This is a genomic window from Streptomyces yunnanensis (assembly GCF_029011865.1).
Classification (GTDB): Bacteria; Actinomycetota; Actinomycetes; order Streptomycetales; family Streptomycetaceae; genus Streptomyces; species Streptomyces yunnanensis.
In genome coordinates this window covers 4313412-4327560 of record NZ_CP095749.1, presented here as the reverse complement: position 1 = coordinate 4327560, position 14149 = coordinate 4313412, and the positions used below count along the sequence as shown (strand labels likewise).

Below are 14149 nucleotides of genomic sequence, written 5' to 3'. Positions count from 1 at the left end.
AGCCTTTCGGGATGCCGAGGGGCGCTTCCCGGGTCACGGATGTCGGGCGGTCACCTAAGCCGGGTGGACGCACGGACGTGAGACGGGAGCACCTGCCTGGTCTGGCGGGGAATCGGTCTCACCTCCTTGGGGCGGGCGCGTGCACGAGACGGGCGCGGGCCGGCACCGCGTCGGGCGCCGACGGCCGGGGCAACAGTACCCGACCAGGTGATCGACAGTCAGGAGGGGAGCGTCCCGGTGCCGTTCGCGTTCGCGCTGCGGGCGGCCTCTGCCCGCTCGCGAAGAAGAAGATGGAAAGTACTTGTCAGATTGGAAAGTTCTTGTCAGCATGATGAGTGTCGAATGGGTGAGCGAAGACCTCGCTCGCCGTGACGGATGAGGGGGACGGACATGGGGGAGTACGCATCCAGCGACGCGGCGGCCGCGTTGGCCCGCGCGCAGGAGCTGAGTTCGATGGTCCGCAAGCGCACCGCGTGGTACGTGCGGTACCAAGTCGTCTACGGCTGCGCGGCCGGTCTGCTGGTGCTCGTCATCGGCCTGGTGAAGGCCCCGTTCGGGACGGCGGTCGGCATCGGGGGCTGGGTCGCCACGATCACCGCGCTCTCGGTCTACGCGGCCCGACAGCCGGTCGCCCGGCGGGGGTTCGGCCGCTGGCACGGCATCATGATCGGCACCTGGGCACTGCTCTACTCCGCGGTGCTGGTGCTCGGACTGCTCTTCTTCCGGGGGGACGCGTCCTGGTGGGTGCCCGGCGCGGTGGTGGTCTCCCTGCCGGGCCTGATAGGCGGATATCTGGAGGCCCGGAAGTGACGGAGACGCACGAGGCGGCGGCCTCGGATGCCGCCCCGGCGGGCGGAGCCGCCCCGCCGCCCGGAAGCCACCCGCGCCACGGACTGGACGAGGTCATCCACGCCCCCGTCCGCTTCTCCATCGTGGCGACCCTGGCCGCCGCGGAGAAGGCCGAGTTCGCGTTCGTGCGCGACACGGTCGAGGTGAGCGACTCGGTCCTGTCGCGGCAGGTCGCCACCCTGGAGAAGGCCGGCTATGTCGCCGTCACCAAGGGATACGTCGGCAAGCGCCCGCGCACCTGGCTCGCCCTCACGGCGGACGGCCGGGCCGTCTTCGCCGCGCACTGCCGGGCCCTGCGGGCCATAGCGGGCGCCGAAGGCTGACCCGGCGCCGCGGCGATCAGGGGACCGCGACGAGGAAGCCGCGACGGGGAGGCTGCGACGGGGAGGCCGTGCTGAGCAAGTCGTGACGGAGGGGCCGCGACGAGGGAGCCGCGACTTGGGGCGCCCCGTAGATCAGTTGACTTGGAGCGCGCTCCAACTCATAGCGTTGTGAACGGGTTGAGGGACGGCGCCAGTGGACCGCCCGTCCTATGTCTTCCCCTCCCGTCCCGTTCGTCGTACGCACCAGGAGGCAGCAACATGATGGAGATTCCCACCCGTCACCTCGGGGGACTCGCGGTGTCCGCGCAGGGGCTCGGGTGCATGGGGATGAGCCACGGCTACGGCGACTCGGACGACGACCAGTCGATCGCGACCATCCGCCACGCGCTCGACCTCGGCGTCACCCTCCTGGACACCGCCGACTTCTACGGCGCGGGCCACAACGAGGAGCTGATCGGCCGGGCGGTCGCCGGGCGGCGCGACGAGGTGGTGCTGGCCACCAAGTTCGGCTTCGCCAACCGGCTGGGCGAGCCGGTCGAGATCCGCGGCGACGCCGCCTACGTCCGCCAGGCGTGCGACGCCTCGCTGCGCCGGCTCGGCGTCGACCACATCGACCTCTACTACCAGCACCGGGTCGACCCCGACGTGCCGATCGAGGAGACCGTCGGCGCCATGGCCGAGCTGGTCGCGGCGGGCAAGGTGCGCCACCTCGGCCTGTCCGAGGCGGGCGCGGAGACCGTCCGGCGGGCCCACGCGGTCCATCCGATCGCCGCGCTGCAGAGCGAATGGTCGCTGTGGACCCGCGATCTGGAGGAGGAGGTCGTCCCGGTCTGCCGCGAGCTCGGCATCGGCCTGGTGCCGTTCTCGCCGCTCGGCCGCGGCTTCCTGACGGGGCGCTACACCTCGGTCGAGGGCCTGTCGGAGTCCGATGTGCGCCGCACCCAGCCGCGCTTCGCGGACGGCAACCTGGAGCAGAACCTCGCGATCGTGGAGAAGCTCCACGAGCTCGCCGCCGAGAAGGGCGTCACCGCCGGTCAGTTGGCGCTGGCCTGGGTGCAGCACCGGGGCGACGACGTCGTGCCGATCCCGGGCACCCGCCGCCAGAAGTACCTGGAGGAGAACGTCGGTGCCGTGGAGGTGCGGCTCTCCGCCGAGGAGCTCGCCGCCATCGACGCCGCGGCCCCGGCCGGCAAGGTCGCCGGCACCCGGTATGACGCCGGGAGCCTGGCCTTCGTCGGCAAGTGAGGCCACCGGCCGGCGCACCCGAGCGGCGCGCCGGCCGGTGAGGCGGTGGGGCCGGCGGGGGAGTGCCCTACCGCTGCCGGCCCCACCGCCGCCGGCCTCATGCCGGCGACATCACCTCGTAGAGATTGCGGTCGGCGTCGAGGAAGAACAGTCCGCGCGGGCACAGCGGGTGGTCGGTCCGGCCGTTGTCCGGGTGGCCCGGGGCGTTGCCGTAGGGGATGCCGGCCGACCGGAGGCGGGCGAGGACCCCGTCGAAGGTCTCGGGATCGACGTCGAAGGCCAGGTGGTGGCCCTCGGGGTCCGGGACGGCCATGAAGTCCAGGGTGAGCGTCTCGTTCACCCGGACCGGGGCGAAGTGGCCGTCGCGGCCGTCCGGCGGGAGCTCCGGCAAGCCCATCACCGAGGCGAAGAAGCGGGCCGCCGCGCGGTGGTCGGTGGCCGGGACGATGGTGTGGTTGAGGCTGACGGGCATCAGGCGCTCCCGGGGTCGGTGAGGGTGCCGCGGAGCAGCACGGAGACGAGTTCCTCGGTGGTGAGGGGGCTGTGGCCGGGTCCGGCGGGCGAGGGCAGTCGGCTGAAGAGCAGCCCCAGGAAGGCGGCGGCGACCCGCTCGGGGCCCAGCCGCAGCACCTCCCGGTCCGGCTCGATCAGTTCGACCACGGCGTCCTGCAGGGCGCGGAAGGACCGGGTCCGGGGGTCCTCGGGCGGAGCGCCGTCGGCCCGGGGCTGCGGCGGGAGCCCGCGCTCGCGGTGGCGCCCGGTGGCGTAGAGGCTTCTGACGACGGTGCCCATGCGCTCCATGTGGGCGCAGAGGGCCTCGGCGGCCTCGGTGAGCCGCGTGGCCAGCGGCTCGACGAGGGGGACGGAGGCGAGTTCGCGCAGCACGTGGTCGACGCCCACGGCCTCGGCCACGCAGGCGTCCAGCAGCTCGTCCTTGTCCTTGAACGCACGGAAGATCGTGGCCTCGCCGATCCCGGCGGCGCGGGCGATCTGACTGGTGGTGACGGCCGCCCCGTGCTCCCCGATCAGCGGGAGGGCGGCGGCAACGATCATGGCTCGCCGCTGTTCGACGCTCATACCGGGGGCCCGGCGGCGCGGCGGCTTGTCCTCGGCGGAAGAGGTGGTGGGTGACATGCCACCACGCTACGGAGTGAGTACTCACTCCGTCAATGGGAAATGCCGCGGGAGGCGCACCCGCCGCCCCGTCCCTAGACTTCTGAGAGGCGAGCGACGGCCTTCACGCAGGCGGGCGACGCGCGCCGGCCACACCGTCGGCGGCCCGCCGACACCCGGCCCGACGTGCGCCGACGACCGGCGGGACGGGCGCCCGGCCGGTGAGATCCCCGAGGGGCGGCACACCATGGAATGGAAGCTCGCGCTGGTGCCGATTCCGGTGAGCGACGTGGAACGCGCGAAGCAGTTCTACAGCGAGCGGGTCGGCTTCGCCGTCGACTTCGACGTCCGGCTCGACGGCGGCGTGCGGATCGTCCAGCTGACCCCGCCCGGCTCGGACTGCTCGATCGTCCTGGGGGCGGGCGACGGGGTGACGCCGGTGCGCCCCGGCTCGGTGCAGGGGGTGCAGCTGGTGGTGCCCGATGTGGCCGCGGCCCGCGGCGAGTTGCTCGCCCGCGGGGTGCCGGTCGGCCCCGTGCAGCACGTGGAGAGCGGGGCGCTCACCGACGGCCCCGGCGGGGCGTGGAACTCGTTCGTCTACTTCAGCGACCCGGACGGGAACGGCTGGGCCGTGCAGGAGGGCTCAGCGGACCCCGCCGACCGGTGACGACGGCGATGACGGTGATGACGGCGATGACGGTGATGGCCGGCGCGCCGCCGGCCGGGGTCAGACCGCGTCCGGATGGCGCTGCCCGTGGGTGGCCTCCAGATGGGCCATGTGCTGCCGACCCCAGGCACCCAGCGGGGCCAGCGCCTCGTTGAGCGACGTACCGAGCCCGGTCAGCGCGTACTCGACCTTCGGGGGGACCTGCGCGAACACCTCGCGGTGGACGATGCCGTCGGCCTCCAGCTCGCGGAGCTGCTGGGCGAGCACCTTCTCGCTGATCCCCGGCAGTTCCCGGCGCAACCGGCCGAACCGTTGCGGGCCCTGGGCGAGCGCCCACAGGAGCAGCACCTTCCACTTGCCGCCGATGACGTCCACGGCGGCGTCCAGCCCGCACTCGTAGGGGCCCTTCCGTCCGCCCACGCCAACCCCCTCCACGTTCCCCGCAACACCGGCGCGCCTGCCTGCGCACCCGCCTCAAGTATCGACGACCGCGCTGCGGTGCCCACGGCCGCGGCGGCCCGCCCGGGAGTACCGCCGCGTCGCGAGGAACGCCCGGCCGGGTCGGCTCAGTTGCCGTACGGGCGGGCCGTGCGCGCCTCCCGCAGGGCCAGCGCCCACCAGGCCAGCTGGTTCAGCAGCGCGTCCGCGGCCCGGGCCGGCGGCTCCGGGTCGCGCAGCTGCCCCTGGTCGTCGAAGGGGCCGCCGGTGAGCGCGAAGCTGACCGTCTCGCGCACCGTCGTGGCGTGCAACTCGGCGAACACCAGCCGCAGTTGCTCGACCGCGCGCAGACCGCCGGAGATCCCGCCGTAGGAGACGAAGCCGACCGGCTTGGCCTGCCACTCGGCGCGCAGCAGGTCGATGGCGTGCTTGAGCGGGGCCGGGAAGGAGTGGTTGTACTCCGGCGTGATCACGACGAACGCGTCCGCCTGCTCCACGCGCTTGGCGTACGCGATGAACTCCGCGCTCCCGTGCCGGAGTTCGTAGGGCCTAACGGCGTCCAGATCGATGACGTCGACCGTGAGGTGCGGGTGGGCGGCGCTGATGTGCCGGGTGAACCACTCGGTGACGACCGGGGCGAACCGGCCCTCCCGGGTGCTGGCGACGATCACGGCGAGGGTGTAGCGCTCTGCGGACATGTCAGGCCCTTCGTGGCGGAGTGGAGTGCAACGACCACGACGTTAAAACCTCAAGCAAACATGAGGTCAAGCGGCGGGGGCGGGCAGGCACGGCCCGCCCCCGGGGCCGTCACTCCGCGCCGAACAGCTCCAGCAAGTCCGTCTTCTGGAACATCCGCGCCGTCTCGATCGCCGACGGCGCACCGGCCGCCGGATCGGCACCGTGCGCCAGCAGGACCTTCACGACCTCGTCCGCCCCCTTGAACACCGCACCGGCAAGGGGGGTCTGCCCGCGGTCGTTGGCGCGATCGACGTCCCCGCCACGCTGCAACAGGGCCTCCACGGTGGCCGGGTGCCCGTGGTAGGCGGCGAGCATCACCAGGGAGTCGCCCCTGTCGTTCGTCAGGTTGGCGGGCACGCCCGCGTCCACGTAGGCGGCGACGGTGTCGGTGTCACCATGCCGCGCCAGGTCGAACACCTTGGCCGCGAGCTGCAGCACCTCGGGGTCGTGCGCGTGCTCGATCGCCTCGGGCCCCTGCGGCTCGGAATTCGCGTCACTCATGGTCGCCGGCCTCCTGCTGTGATGGTGAGTAGCCATTACGGATGCACCGCCACTCTAGGTTTTCCCGGCCCCCTGCGTGACGGATGCGGGGCGCGGATTCCGCCGGTCCGCCCGGGCGCGGTGGCCGGACCGCCGCGGGGCGCCCACCGACCGGCCCGGCCCGAGGACCGGCCCGGGCGACGCAGGACCGCCGCCCGGAACCACCACGTGGGACGCCGCGGAGCAGGCTCAGAAGGCCGCCCGGATCTCCCCCACCCGGCTCCCGCCCCCGTGCAGCGGCACATCCTCGATCCGCGCGAGCACCGCGTCCTCGACGCCCATCCCGCGCAGCACACGGGCCAGAACGGGCCCCAGCGTGCGCCCCGCGCCGTCGTCGATCTTGAAGGCCAGGGCCCGCCCGTCCGGCAGGGCCAGCGCCTGCACCGCCTCGGCGCCCATCTTGGAGAGGGTGCCGGGAAGGGCCCGCATCAGCCAGGTGTCCGGCCGGCGGGTGCCCGCGACGTACTCCGGGTGCGCCCGCATCGCATCCGCCACGCGCCGCTCCGGCGTCCCCGGCTCGGCGAGCACGAAGTGGCGGTAGGCCCGCGCCAGCCCGGTCAGCGACAGCGACATCAGCGGCGCCCCGCAGCCGTCGGTGCCGATGTGGGCGACGTCCTCGCCGCCCGCCGTGCGGACGACGTCCAGGATCAGCTGCTGGAGCGGGTGGTCCTGCGCCAGGTACGTCTCCAGCGGCCACCCGTTCAGCGCGCAGGCCGCGAGCATCGCGGTGTGCTTGCCGGAGCAGTTCATGGTGAGCGGATCCCGGACGTTGCCGGCGGCGAGGTAGTGCTCCGCCTCCTGCGGGTCCAGCGGCAGGTCCGGCGGCGTCTGCAGCAGCTCCGCGGAGAGCCCGTGCTCGGCGAGCATGGTCCGCACCAGGTCGAGGTGGAACGCCTCGCCGGAGTGGCTCGCCGCGGCCAGCGCCAGCCGCTCCCCGGAGAGGTCCAGGCCCGCCCGCAGGATCGCCGCCGCCTGCATCGGCTTGTTCGTCGAACGCGGGAAGACCGGCGCCGCGACGTCACCGAGGGCCTGCTCGACACTCCCGTCGGCCGCCAGCACCACCAGCGAGCCCCGGTGCCGGCCCTCGACGAAGCCGGAGCGGACGACCTCGGCGAGCACCGGCGACGGCACCGGGGCGACCGGCGTCCCGGGCGCCGCCGCGGACGACGACTGCTCGGGTATCGGGGTGGGCGAGGACGAGGACGAGGTCTTCGACGAGGTCAAGGCCGGCCTTCCGGGGGACGGGGACCCGCTCCCGGAGGCGGCTTGTGGCCGTTCAGGAGAGCAGGTCGTCTACTTGGGCTTCGCCTTCACGGTACCTGCGTGCGATTTCCGCACTGCAATCGTCGGTCGTGCGCTGCAGGGACTGACGGCGCTGCGAGATCTGCCGCTCGTAGCGGATCAGCCGCGCCATCGCGTCGTGCAGCTCCTCGTCCGTACGGGCCGTGAGGTCCGACAGCTCGACCTCGCCGAGCATCTCGTCGGCGAGCCGGCGGTACTCCTCGCTGTGCGGGGTGCCGAGCGTCACATGCCGGGCGGACGAGCGCTGCCGCGACGGGAGGTCGGTGAGGATCTCGGGCAGCCGGTCCAGCAGCGGCGAGTGCGGCCCGGTGCGGCGGGCGATCTCGGCGCGGAGGATGTCGATCCGGCCCTGGAGCAGCCGCCGCAGATAACTGAGGTCGGCCTCCTCCTGCTGGCAGTCGCGGCGCACCACGCGCAGCTCGGGCAGGCTCAGGCCGGACAGCTCCGGTGGGCCGGCCGGACGGAAGCGGTCGCGCTGCTGTGGGGGGCGGGCGGTCTGTGCCTGGCCTGCCTGGAGCATGGGGCCATCCTTGGTACGGGCGGGCTCGACGGGAGCCGGCGCCGGGGTGGTGGTGGTCAGGGCCTGCGGAGCCTCCGGGGCGGTCGGGGTCTCCGGGACGACCGGTCTGGGAGGGCCGGACGGCGGGACGGGGCGGGCCGGCGGCGGGCCGCCGACGGGTGCCGTACGGGCGGTTGGCACGGGGCCGGGTGTCTGGCCGGCGCCGAGTGTGGTCATGAATCGTTCCGTCCCCTCGTCCGGTGCCGCGTCCAGGGCATGTTGTCCGTGAAACGCACCGCGTGCACGCATCGTGCCACTCTGTGCGGCCCGTGTGCAGGGCCATGGCACTCGAACGGCCCTTGTGGGGGTACCCGGGCCGCGGCGCCGGGGCGGCCCGGCATGATGGCGGGTATGCGAGCTGTGGTGCAGAGGGTGAACGGCGCACGCGTCGAGGTGGCGGGCGAGACGGTCGGCGAGATCGTCGGGGAGGGGCTGTGCGCCCTGGTGGGCGTCACGCACGACGACACCCCGGAGAAGGCCGCGCAGCTCGCCCGGAAGCTGTGGTCGGTGCGGATCCTGCAGGGCGAGAAGTCCTGTTCGGACAACGGGGCGCCGCTCCTGGTGATCAGCCAGTTCACTCTCTACGGTGACGCGCGCAAGGGCCGTCGTCCCACCTGGCAGGCGGCTGCGCCGGGCCCGGTCGCCGAGCCGCTGGTCGACGAGGTGGTCGCCCGGCTGCGGGCGTTGGGCGCGCAGGTGGAGACCGGGCGGTTCGGCGCCGACATGAAGGTGTCGCTGACGAACGACGGGCCGTTCACGGTGCTGCTGGAGGTCTGAACGGCTCCCGGGGGCTCCCAAGGGGGGAGGGGAACGGATCCCCTAGGGGACGCGAAGGCCCCCTGCGGGGCCACAACGCGGCGGGCCCGGACGCGCATTCCCGGGGCGCATTCCCGGCCGGGGGCGCACCCGGAGACGCGTTCTCGGGGGCGCCTCACCGGGTGGGGCATGAGACGGCCCACCCCGTAGGGCGCCCCCGTGCGCCCCGCTCCTACGGTTCGACCACGACTTCCTGGGCCGCCGCCGTGCTGCCCGCGAGCAGCGGGGCGTCGGTCGGGACGTTGCGCTTGACCAGGGCCAGGGCGATCGGGCCGAGTTCGTGGTGGCGGGCCGAGGTGGTGATGAAGCCCAGCTGGCGGCCCTCCTCGCCGTCCGCGGCCAGCCGGACCGGCGTCCCGTGCGGCGGGAGGTGGACGTCGCTGCCGTCGAGGTGGAGGAAGACCAGGCGGCGCGGCGGCTTGCCGAGGTTCTGGACCCGGGCGACGGTCTCCTGGCCGCGGTAGCAGCCCTTCTGGAGGTGGACCGCGCCGCCGATCCAGCCGACCTCGTGCGGGATGGTGCGGTGGTCGGTCTCCAGGCCGAGCCGCGGGCGGTGCGCCTCGACGCGCAGCGCCTCCAGGGCGAGGATGCCGATCGCGGGGGCCCCGGCCGCGGCGAACGACTCCAGCTCGGCGCGCGGCAGGAACAGGTCGCGGCCGTGCGGGGTCTCCCGCACGACGGTGCCCTCGGGGGCCTCGACGATGGAGCCGGCCGGGAGGTGGACGACGGCGAAGTCGTCGGTGCGGTCGGCGACCTCGACCCGGTAGAAGAACTTCATGCTCTCCAGGTAGGCGATCAGCGCCTCCTGTTTGCCGGGCTCGGTGTGCAGCCAGGTCGTCTCGCCGTCGTCGACCAGGTAGAGCGCGTGCTCGACGTGGCCGTGCGCGGAGAGGATCAGGGCCTCGGTGGCCTGGCCGGGCGGGAGTTCGCTGACGTGCTGGGTCAGCAGCAGATGCAGCCAGCTCAGCCGCTCGGGGCCGCTGACGGTCACCACGCCGCGGTGCGAGAGGTCCACGAAGCCGGATCCGTCGGCGAGGGCGCGTTGCTCCCGGAACAGGTCGCCGTAGTGCGCGGCGACGCCTTCGTCGGGGGCCTCGGCGGGGACGGCGCCGGGCAGCGACAGCAGGGGGCTGGCGGATGAATGTCGCAGCATGGGGCCAGCCTACGACCAGTGGGCGGCGTGCTACCCGTTCCCCTCGGCCGTACCGCCGCCCTGCGCGGCCCGGGCCGCGCAGCCCGTGCACCGCCCGAAGATCGCGAAGTGCCTCATGTCGGTCTCGAAGCCGAACTGTTTGCGGAGGGTGGCCGCGAACGGCGCGGCGACCGACAGGTCCGCCTCGATGACGTCGGTGCAGTCCCGGCACACCAGGTGGATGTGGTGGTGGCGGTCGGCGAGGTGGTAGGTGGGCGCGCCGTGCCCGAGGTGGGCGTGGCTGACCAGCTCCAGCTCTTCGAGGAGTTCCAGGGTGCGGTAGACGGTGGAGATGTTGATGCCGCCGGCGGTCTTGCGCACCTCGGTGAGGATGTCGTCCGGGGTGGCGTGCTCCAGCCTGTCCACCGCCTCCAGCACGAGTTGTCGCTGCGGGGTCAGGCGGTATCCGCGCCTGCGGAGGTCGCTCTGCCAGTCGGTGGTCACCACACGGCCAGTGTAGGAGGGCGGTCAGTCGGTGCGCACGCCCCGCAGATAACGGGCGAGGTCGCTGATGGCGGTGGGATTGCGGGGGCTTTCGACGAGTTCGGCGTAATCCATCACGTAGATGCGGTGGTGTTTGATCGCCGAGACGCCGGCGATCGGGGCGTAGGACTCCAGGAACGCCTTCTTCTGCGCGGCGGAGGCGTCGCCGTAGTTGTTGATGACGATGACGTCGGGGTCGCGGGCGACGACGGTCTCCCAGCCGACGGTGGTCCAGGAGTCCTTGAGGTCCTTCATGACGTGGTCGCCGCCGGCCTTGGTGATGATGTCGTGTGGGGCGGCGTACTTGCCGGCGGTCAGCGGCTTGTCGCGGCCGTCGTCGTAGAGGAAGACGGTGGGGCGGTGGGCCGGGGTCCTGGCGGCGGCGTCGGCGACCTGCTTCTGGTACGCGCGGATCAGGGCCTGGGCGCGGTCCTCGACGTCGAAGATCTTCCCGAGGGTGGTGAGGTCGGTGTAGAGCGCCTCCAGGGGCGGCATCACGCCGCGGGCGCCGGCGCCGGTGCCGTTGTGGCAGGACTCGGTCAGGACGTAGGAGCCGACGCCGAGCTTCCCGAGGGCGGCGGGGGTCAGGCCGTTGCCCTCGCCGAAGCCGTAGTTCCAGCCGGCGAAGACCAGGTCGGCCCTGGCGTCTAGGGCCATCTCCTTGGTGAGGGCCTTCTTCGACAGCCAGGGGACCTTGTCGTAGGCGGCCTTCCAGGGGACCTTGGTGAGGTCGCCCTTGTCGTCGGGCATGGCGTAACCGGCCATCCGGTCCTCCAGGCCCAGCGCGAACATGATCTCGGTGATGCCGACGTCGTTGGTGACCACGCGGCGCGGGGCGTGCGGGTAGGTGGTCCGGGTGCCGCAGTTGGTGACGGTGACGGGGTAGTGCCCCAAGGCGTGCTCGTCGGTGCCGTGGGTCGGGTCGGCGACGTGGGCGCCGCAGCCGGTGACGGCCAGGGCCAGGGCGGCGAGCAGGGCGGCGGGGCGCAGGGCGCGGCGGGCGGGGCGCGGGGCGTGGGGCATGGGGTTGGGGTTCCTCGGGGAGCGGGCTCAGGCGGCGGGCAGGCGGTCGAACAGCAGCTGGACGGCGCCGGTTTCGGGGTGCCGCACGCGGTGCGCACGGACGCCGAAGACCTCGGCGAGCAGTTCCGCGGTGAGGACGTCGTGCGGCGGGCCGGAGGCGACGATCCGGCCGTCGGCGATGACGTGCAGCTCGTCGCAGTGCACCGCGGCGAGGTTGAGGTCGTGCAGCGCGGCGAGCACGGTCAGCCCGCTGTCCCGGACCAGCGCCAGGACGTCCAACTGCTGGGCGATGTCGAGGTGGTTGGTGGGCTCGTCCAGGACCAGCACCTGCGGCTCCTGGGCGAGGGCGCGGGCGATCAGGACGCGCTGCTTCTCGCCGCCGGAGAGCCGCAGGAAGCCCCGCTCGGCCAGGTGGGCGGCGCCGACCCGGGCCAGCGCCCGGTCGCAGAGCGCGCGGTCCGCGGCGCTGGGCCGCCCCGAGCCGCGCTGGTGCGGCAGCCGTCCCATCGCGACGACCTCGGCGGCGGTGAAGTCGAAGTCGGTGCCCGCCTCCTGGGGCAGCGCGGCCAGCAGCCGGGCGGCCTCCCGGGCGGTCAGCGCGTGCAGGTCGGTGCCGTCCAGGTGGACGGTGCCGGCGGCCGGCCGCAGGGCGCGGTAGACGCACCGCAACAGGGTCGATTTGCCGCTGCCGTTGGGGCCGACCAGCCCGATGAGCCGGCCGCTGCCGGCGGTCAGGGTGACGTCGTGGACGAGCCGCTGCCCGGCCACCGCCACCGACAGCCCGGAGATGTCGAGCCGCATCAGGCACCGCCTCCGAAGGTGTAGCGGCGGCGCCGCATCAGCAGGACGAAGCAGGGCACGCCGATCACCGCGGTGATCACCCCGACGGGCAGTTCCACGGGCGCCATCAGCACCCGGGAGAGCAGATCGACCCAGACCAGCAGCACCGCGCCCAGCAGCGGCGCGACGGCCAGCACCCGGCGGTGGTCGGCGCCGACCAGCATCCGGGTGGCGTGCGGCACCATCAGCCCGACGAAACCGATCGCGCCGCTGACCGCGACCACCGCGCCGGTGGCCGCGGCGGCCACCACGAACAGCTCGCGGCGCAGTCGTTCGGGGTCCACGCCCAGTGCGGCGGCGGTCTCGTCGCCCATGGCCAGGGCGTTCAGCCGGCCGGCGGAGAGCAGCAGGTGCGTCAGGGCCGCGGCGACGGCCAGCCCGGCGATCGGCACCGAGCCCCAGCCGGCGCCGCTGAGGCTGCCGAGCAGCCACATCATCGCCGAGCGGGCCGCCTCGCCGCGGTCGGTGGTGAACACCATCAGGGTGGTGATCGCGGAGAAGCCGTAGTACATCGCGGTGCCGGTCAGCACCAGCCGCATCGGGGTCAGCCCGTGGGCGGTCCGGGCGGCGGCGTAGACCAGGACCATGGCGAGCAGCGCGGAGGCGAAGGCGGCGACGGACAGCGCCCAGACGCCGAGCGCGGCGAGCGTCCCGAAGAGCAGGACGGCGTTGGCGCCGACCGCCGCGCCGGAGGATATGCCGAGCACGAAGGGGTCGGCGAGGGCGTTGCGGACCAGGGCCTGGACGGCGACGCCGATGGCGGAGAGGCCGGCGCCGACGACCGCGGCGAGCACCGCGCGGGGGAACCGCAGCTCCCAGACGATGGTGTACGCGGCGACCTCGTCGGGTCGGATGGTGCCGCCGGTCAGTCCGGCGCCCAGATAGCGCAGCACCTGCGGCCAGCCGATCCCGGCGGCGCCGAGGGCGGTCCCGCACAGCAGCGAGCCGGCCAGGACGGCGGCCAGGGAGACGGCCAGGGGAAGGGTGCGGACGGGACGTGCCAAGGGTGGTCAAGCCTTCGGCTCGGGCCGCGTGCGTGGGGGGTCCCCCTGCTCCTTGAGAGCTGGGGGAGGATGAGGAGCGGCGGCCCGGGCTCCCCCAGCTCACGCTGGCAGGTGCCCCAAGGCGACGTCGGCGTCCCCTCGCAGTCCACGGCGAGTTGGTGTGGATCCGGCGCCGCCGCGGGTGATCGGGCTTGCGGAACGGTGCCCCTTCGGGACGTCCGCATACCGTTGCGGGTCAGCGCCGGACTCTCACCGGACTTCCCCCGCGGGGCGCGTCATGCAGTTGTGGTGCGGGCCGGTCGGCCCGTGGGGCACCCCGGCGGTGGCCGGGGGAGCTCAGCCCTCGTACGGCGTGCCGTCCGGGCGGAAGAAGGAGACGCCGTCGGGCATGTCGTCGGGCAGGCTCTCGGCCCACTCCTTGAGGTCGGCGACCTTCTTCAGCTGCGCGGACATGTAGGGGCGCAGCGGGACCTCCGGGGTGGACTTCTCGCCCACCCACATCAGGTCGCCCTTGACGTAGCCGTAGAGCCGCTTGCCGCCGCTGTACGGGCTGGCCGCGGCGGTCCGCGCGATGGCGTCGGTGGCGAGGTCGATCTGCGGCTTCTTGTCGGCCAGCTCGCCGTACCAGATCTCGACGACGCCCTGGTCGCGGGTCATCACGACCTCGACCTTGCGGTCCCCGTCGACCCGCCAGAAGCCGGTCTCCGTCTCCAGCGGGCGGACCTGCTTGCCCTCGTTGTCGAGCACCCAGCTGTGCGAGGTGTACTCCAGGAAGTCGCGGCCGTCGTGGCTGAAGACGACCTCCTGACCGAAGTTGCACTTCTCGGCGCCGGGGAAGTCGAAGACGCCGGCGCCCTCCCAGCGGCCGAGGAGGAAGGCCAGCGGGACCAGCGACGGGTTCAGGTCGGACGGGATCTCGATCATGAGCTCAGGCGATCTGTAGTGGGGGACAGAAGGGGCGCGCGAAGCGCTCCTATGAAGGGTGGTGGTGGGCGACGGGTGGGCGTCAGCGCTGGC

Annotated in this window: 18 protein-coding genes and 1 riboswitch; of the genes, 5 read left to right on the top strand and 13 right to left on the bottom strand. The window is 73.3% G+C overall.

Annotated elements, in window-relative coordinates:
• Nucleotides 1–390: 390 nt before the first annotated feature.
• The 3 genes from MOV08_RS18535 to MOV08_RS18525 all read left to right on the top strand — a co-directional run bounded on the left by MOV08_RS18535 (nucleotide 391) and on the right by MOV08_RS18525 (nucleotide 2417).
• The gene (locus MOV08_RS18535; protein ID WP_039634016.1) at nucleotides 391–810 is read left to right on the top strand and encodes a hypothetical protein; all 420 of its coding nucleotides are present in this window, start codon (nucleotides 391–393) and stop codon (nucleotides 808–810) included.
• Nucleotides 807–1172, top strand: coding sequence for a transcriptional regulator (locus tag MOV08_RS18530; protein WP_039634013.1), 366 nt, complete (start codon nucleotides 807–809; stop codon nucleotides 1170–1172). The genes MOV08_RS18535 and MOV08_RS18530 overlap by 4 nt, the downstream gene beginning before the upstream one ends.
• Before the next feature lie 258 nt (nucleotides 1173–1430).
• Nucleotides 1431–2417: an aldo/keto reductase gene (locus MOV08_RS18525; RefSeq protein WP_275308167.1), complete on the top strand. Its 987-nt coding sequence runs from the start codon at nucleotides 1431–1433 to the stop codon at nucleotides 2415–2417.
• Between the two features lie 97 nt (nucleotides 2418–2514).
• Here the strand turns inward: MOV08_RS18525 and MOV08_RS18520 are convergent, their stop codons facing one another.
• Together MOV08_RS18520 and MOV08_RS18515 are read right to left on the bottom strand one after the other, a co-directional pair.
• The gene (locus tag MOV08_RS18520; protein WP_039634010.1) at nucleotides 2515–2889 is read right to left on the bottom strand and encodes a VOC family protein; all 375 of its coding nucleotides are present in this window, start codon (nucleotides 2887–2889) and stop codon (nucleotides 2515–2517) included.
• Nucleotides 2889–3470 (bottom strand): TetR/AcrR family transcriptional regulator, encoded by a 582-nt coding sequence (locus tag MOV08_RS18515; protein ID WP_275311823.1) that lies wholly within the window; start codon nucleotides 3468–3470, stop codon nucleotides 2889–2891. The genes MOV08_RS18520 and MOV08_RS18515 overlap by 1 nt, the downstream gene beginning before the upstream one ends.
• Nucleotides 3471–3777: 307 nt before the next feature.
• Between MOV08_RS18515 and MOV08_RS18510 the strand changes: the two genes are divergently transcribed.
• Nucleotides 3778–4197 (top strand): VOC family protein, encoded by a 420-nt coding sequence (locus MOV08_RS18510; RefSeq protein WP_275308166.1) that lies wholly within the window; start codon nucleotides 3778–3780, stop codon nucleotides 4195–4197.
• Between the two features lie 60 nt (nucleotides 4198–4257).
• Here MOV08_RS18510 and MOV08_RS18505 read toward each other — a convergent pair whose 3' ends face one another.
• The 5 genes from MOV08_RS18505 to MOV08_RS18485 all read right to left on the bottom strand — a co-directional run bounded on the left by MOV08_RS18505 (nucleotide 4258) and on the right by MOV08_RS18485 (nucleotide 7951).
• Nucleotides 4258–4617 (bottom strand): winged helix-turn-helix transcriptional regulator, encoded by a 360-nt coding sequence (locus MOV08_RS18505; RefSeq protein WP_275308165.1) that lies wholly within the window; start codon nucleotides 4615–4617, stop codon nucleotides 4258–4260.
• 146 nt (nucleotides 4618–4763) lie between these two features.
• Nucleotides 4764–5333 carry an NADPH-dependent FMN reductase gene (locus tag MOV08_RS18500; protein WP_275308163.1) on the bottom strand — a complete coding sequence of 190 codons (570 nt, stop codon included), beginning with the start codon at nucleotides 5331–5333 and terminating at the stop codon, nucleotides 4764–4766.
• A gap of 109 nt (nucleotides 5334–5442) precedes the next feature.
• On the bottom strand, nucleotides 5443–5874 hold the full coding sequence (locus MOV08_RS18495; protein WP_039634000.1) for an ankyrin repeat domain-containing protein: 432 nt from the start codon (nucleotides 5872–5874) through the stop codon (nucleotides 5443–5445).
• A gap of 228 nt (nucleotides 5875–6102) precedes the next feature.
• Nucleotides 6103–7095, bottom strand: a complete 993-nt coding sequence (locus MOV08_RS18490; protein WP_275311822.1) for an asparaginase — start codon at nucleotides 7093–7095, stop codon at nucleotides 6103–6105.
• Between the two features lie 94 nt (nucleotides 7096–7189).
• Nucleotides 7190–7951: an RsiG family protein gene (locus MOV08_RS18485; RefSeq protein ID WP_275308161.1), complete on the bottom strand. Its 762-nt coding sequence runs from the start codon at nucleotides 7949–7951 to the stop codon at nucleotides 7190–7192.
• 174 nt (nucleotides 7952–8125) lie between these two features.
• Here MOV08_RS18485 and dtd point away from each other — a divergent pair, with 174 nt between their 5' ends.
• Nucleotides 8126–8551, top strand: coding sequence for a D-aminoacyl-tRNA deacylase (gene dtd, locus MOV08_RS18480; protein WP_039633993.1), 426 nt, complete (start codon nucleotides 8126–8128; stop codon nucleotides 8549–8551).
• Nucleotides 8552–8762: 211 nt separating this feature from the next.
• Here the strand turns inward: dtd and ygfZ are convergent, their stop codons facing one another.
• The 6 genes from ygfZ to MOV08_RS18450 form a co-directional block, all read right to left on the bottom strand.
• A complete protein-coding gene (gene ygfZ, locus MOV08_RS18475; protein WP_275308159.1) occupies nucleotides 8763–9743 on the bottom strand; it encodes a CAF17-like 4Fe-4S cluster assembly/insertion protein YgfZ in 981 nt (326 codons plus the stop codon).
• A gap of 30 nt (nucleotides 9744–9773) precedes the next feature.
• Nucleotides 9774–10229 (bottom strand): Fur family transcriptional regulator, encoded by a 456-nt coding sequence (locus tag MOV08_RS18470; protein WP_275308157.1) that lies wholly within the window; start codon nucleotides 10227–10229, stop codon nucleotides 9774–9776.
• 21 nt (nucleotides 10230–10250) lie between these two features.
• The gene (locus MOV08_RS18465; RefSeq protein WP_275308155.1) at nucleotides 10251–11288 is read right to left on the bottom strand and encodes an ABC transporter substrate-binding protein; all 1038 of its coding nucleotides are present in this window, start codon (nucleotides 11286–11288) and stop codon (nucleotides 10251–10253) included.
• 27 nt (nucleotides 11289–11315) lie between these two features.
• Nucleotides 11316–12089, bottom strand: a complete 774-nt coding sequence (locus MOV08_RS18460) for an ABC transporter ATP-binding protein (protein WP_039633985.1) — start codon at nucleotides 12087–12089, stop codon at nucleotides 11316–11318.
• Complete coding sequence (locus MOV08_RS18455) at nucleotides 12089–13132, bottom strand: FecCD family ABC transporter permease (protein WP_275308154.1); 1044 nt, start codon at nucleotides 13130–13132, stop codon at nucleotides 12089–12091. Before MOV08_RS18455 ends, MOV08_RS18460 begins: the two co-directional genes overlap by 1 nt.
• A gap of 179 nt (nucleotides 13133–13311) precedes the next feature.
• Nucleotides 13312–13396, bottom strand: a riboswitch (cobalamin riboswitch).
• 72 nt (nucleotides 13397–13468) lie between these two features.
• Nucleotides 13469–14056 (bottom strand): heme-binding beta-barrel domain-containing protein, encoded by a 588-nt coding sequence (locus tag MOV08_RS18450; RefSeq protein WP_039633981.1) that lies wholly within the window; start codon nucleotides 14054–14056, stop codon nucleotides 13469–13471.
• Between the last annotated feature and the right edge of the window lie 93 nt (nucleotides 14057–14149).

Bases quoted from the DNA above. Each gene is read 5' to 3' on its own strand.
- MOV08_RS18535 (WP_039634016.1), top strand. From the start codon at position 391: ATGGGGGAGTACGCATCCAGCGACGCGGCGGCCGCGTTGGCCCGCGCG.
- MOV08_RS18525 (WP_275308167.1), top strand. From the start codon at position 1,431: ATGATGGAGATTCCCACCCGTCACCTCGGGGGACTCGCGGTGTCCGCG.
- MOV08_RS18520 (WP_039634010.1), bottom strand. From the start codon at position 2,889: ATGCCCGTCAGCCTCAACCACACCATCGTCCCGGCCACCGACCACCGC.
- MOV08_RS18515 (WP_275311823.1), bottom strand. From the start codon at position 3,470: ATGATCGTTGCCGCCGCCCTCCCGCTGATCGGGGAGCACGGGGCGGCC.
- MOV08_RS18510 (WP_275308166.1), top strand. From the start codon at position 3,778: ATGGAATGGAAGCTCGCGCTGGTGCCGATTCCGGTGAGCGACGTGGAA.
- MOV08_RS18500 (WP_275308163.1), bottom strand. From the start codon at position 5,333: ATGTCCGCAGAGCGCTACACCCTCGCCGTGATCGTCGCCAGCACCCGG.
- MOV08_RS18495 (WP_039634000.1), bottom strand. From the start codon at position 5,874: ATGAGTGACGCGAATTCCGAGCCGCAGGGGCCCGAGGCGATCGAGCAC.
- MOV08_RS18485 (WP_275308161.1), bottom strand. From the start codon at position 7,951: ATGACCACACTCGGCGCCGGCCAGACACCCGGCCCCGTGCCAACCGCC.
- dtd (WP_039633993.1), top strand. From the start codon at position 8,126: ATGCGAGCTGTGGTGCAGAGGGTGAACGGCGCACGCGTCGAGGTGGCG.
- ygfZ (WP_275308159.1), bottom strand. From the start codon at position 9,743: ATGCTGCGACATTCATCCGCCAGCCCCCTGCTGTCGCTGCCCGGCGCC.
- MOV08_RS18465 (WP_275308155.1), bottom strand. From the start codon at position 11,288: ATGCCCCACGCCCCGCGCCCCGCCCGCCGCGCCCTGCGCCCCGCCGCC.
- MOV08_RS18460 (WP_039633985.1), bottom strand. From the start codon at position 12,089: ATGCGGCTCGACATCTCCGGGCTGTCGGTGGCGGTGGCCGGGCAGCGG.
- MOV08_RS18450 (WP_039633981.1), bottom strand. From the start codon at position 14,056: ATGATCGAGATCCCGTCCGACCTGAACCCGTCGCTGGTCCCGCTGGCC.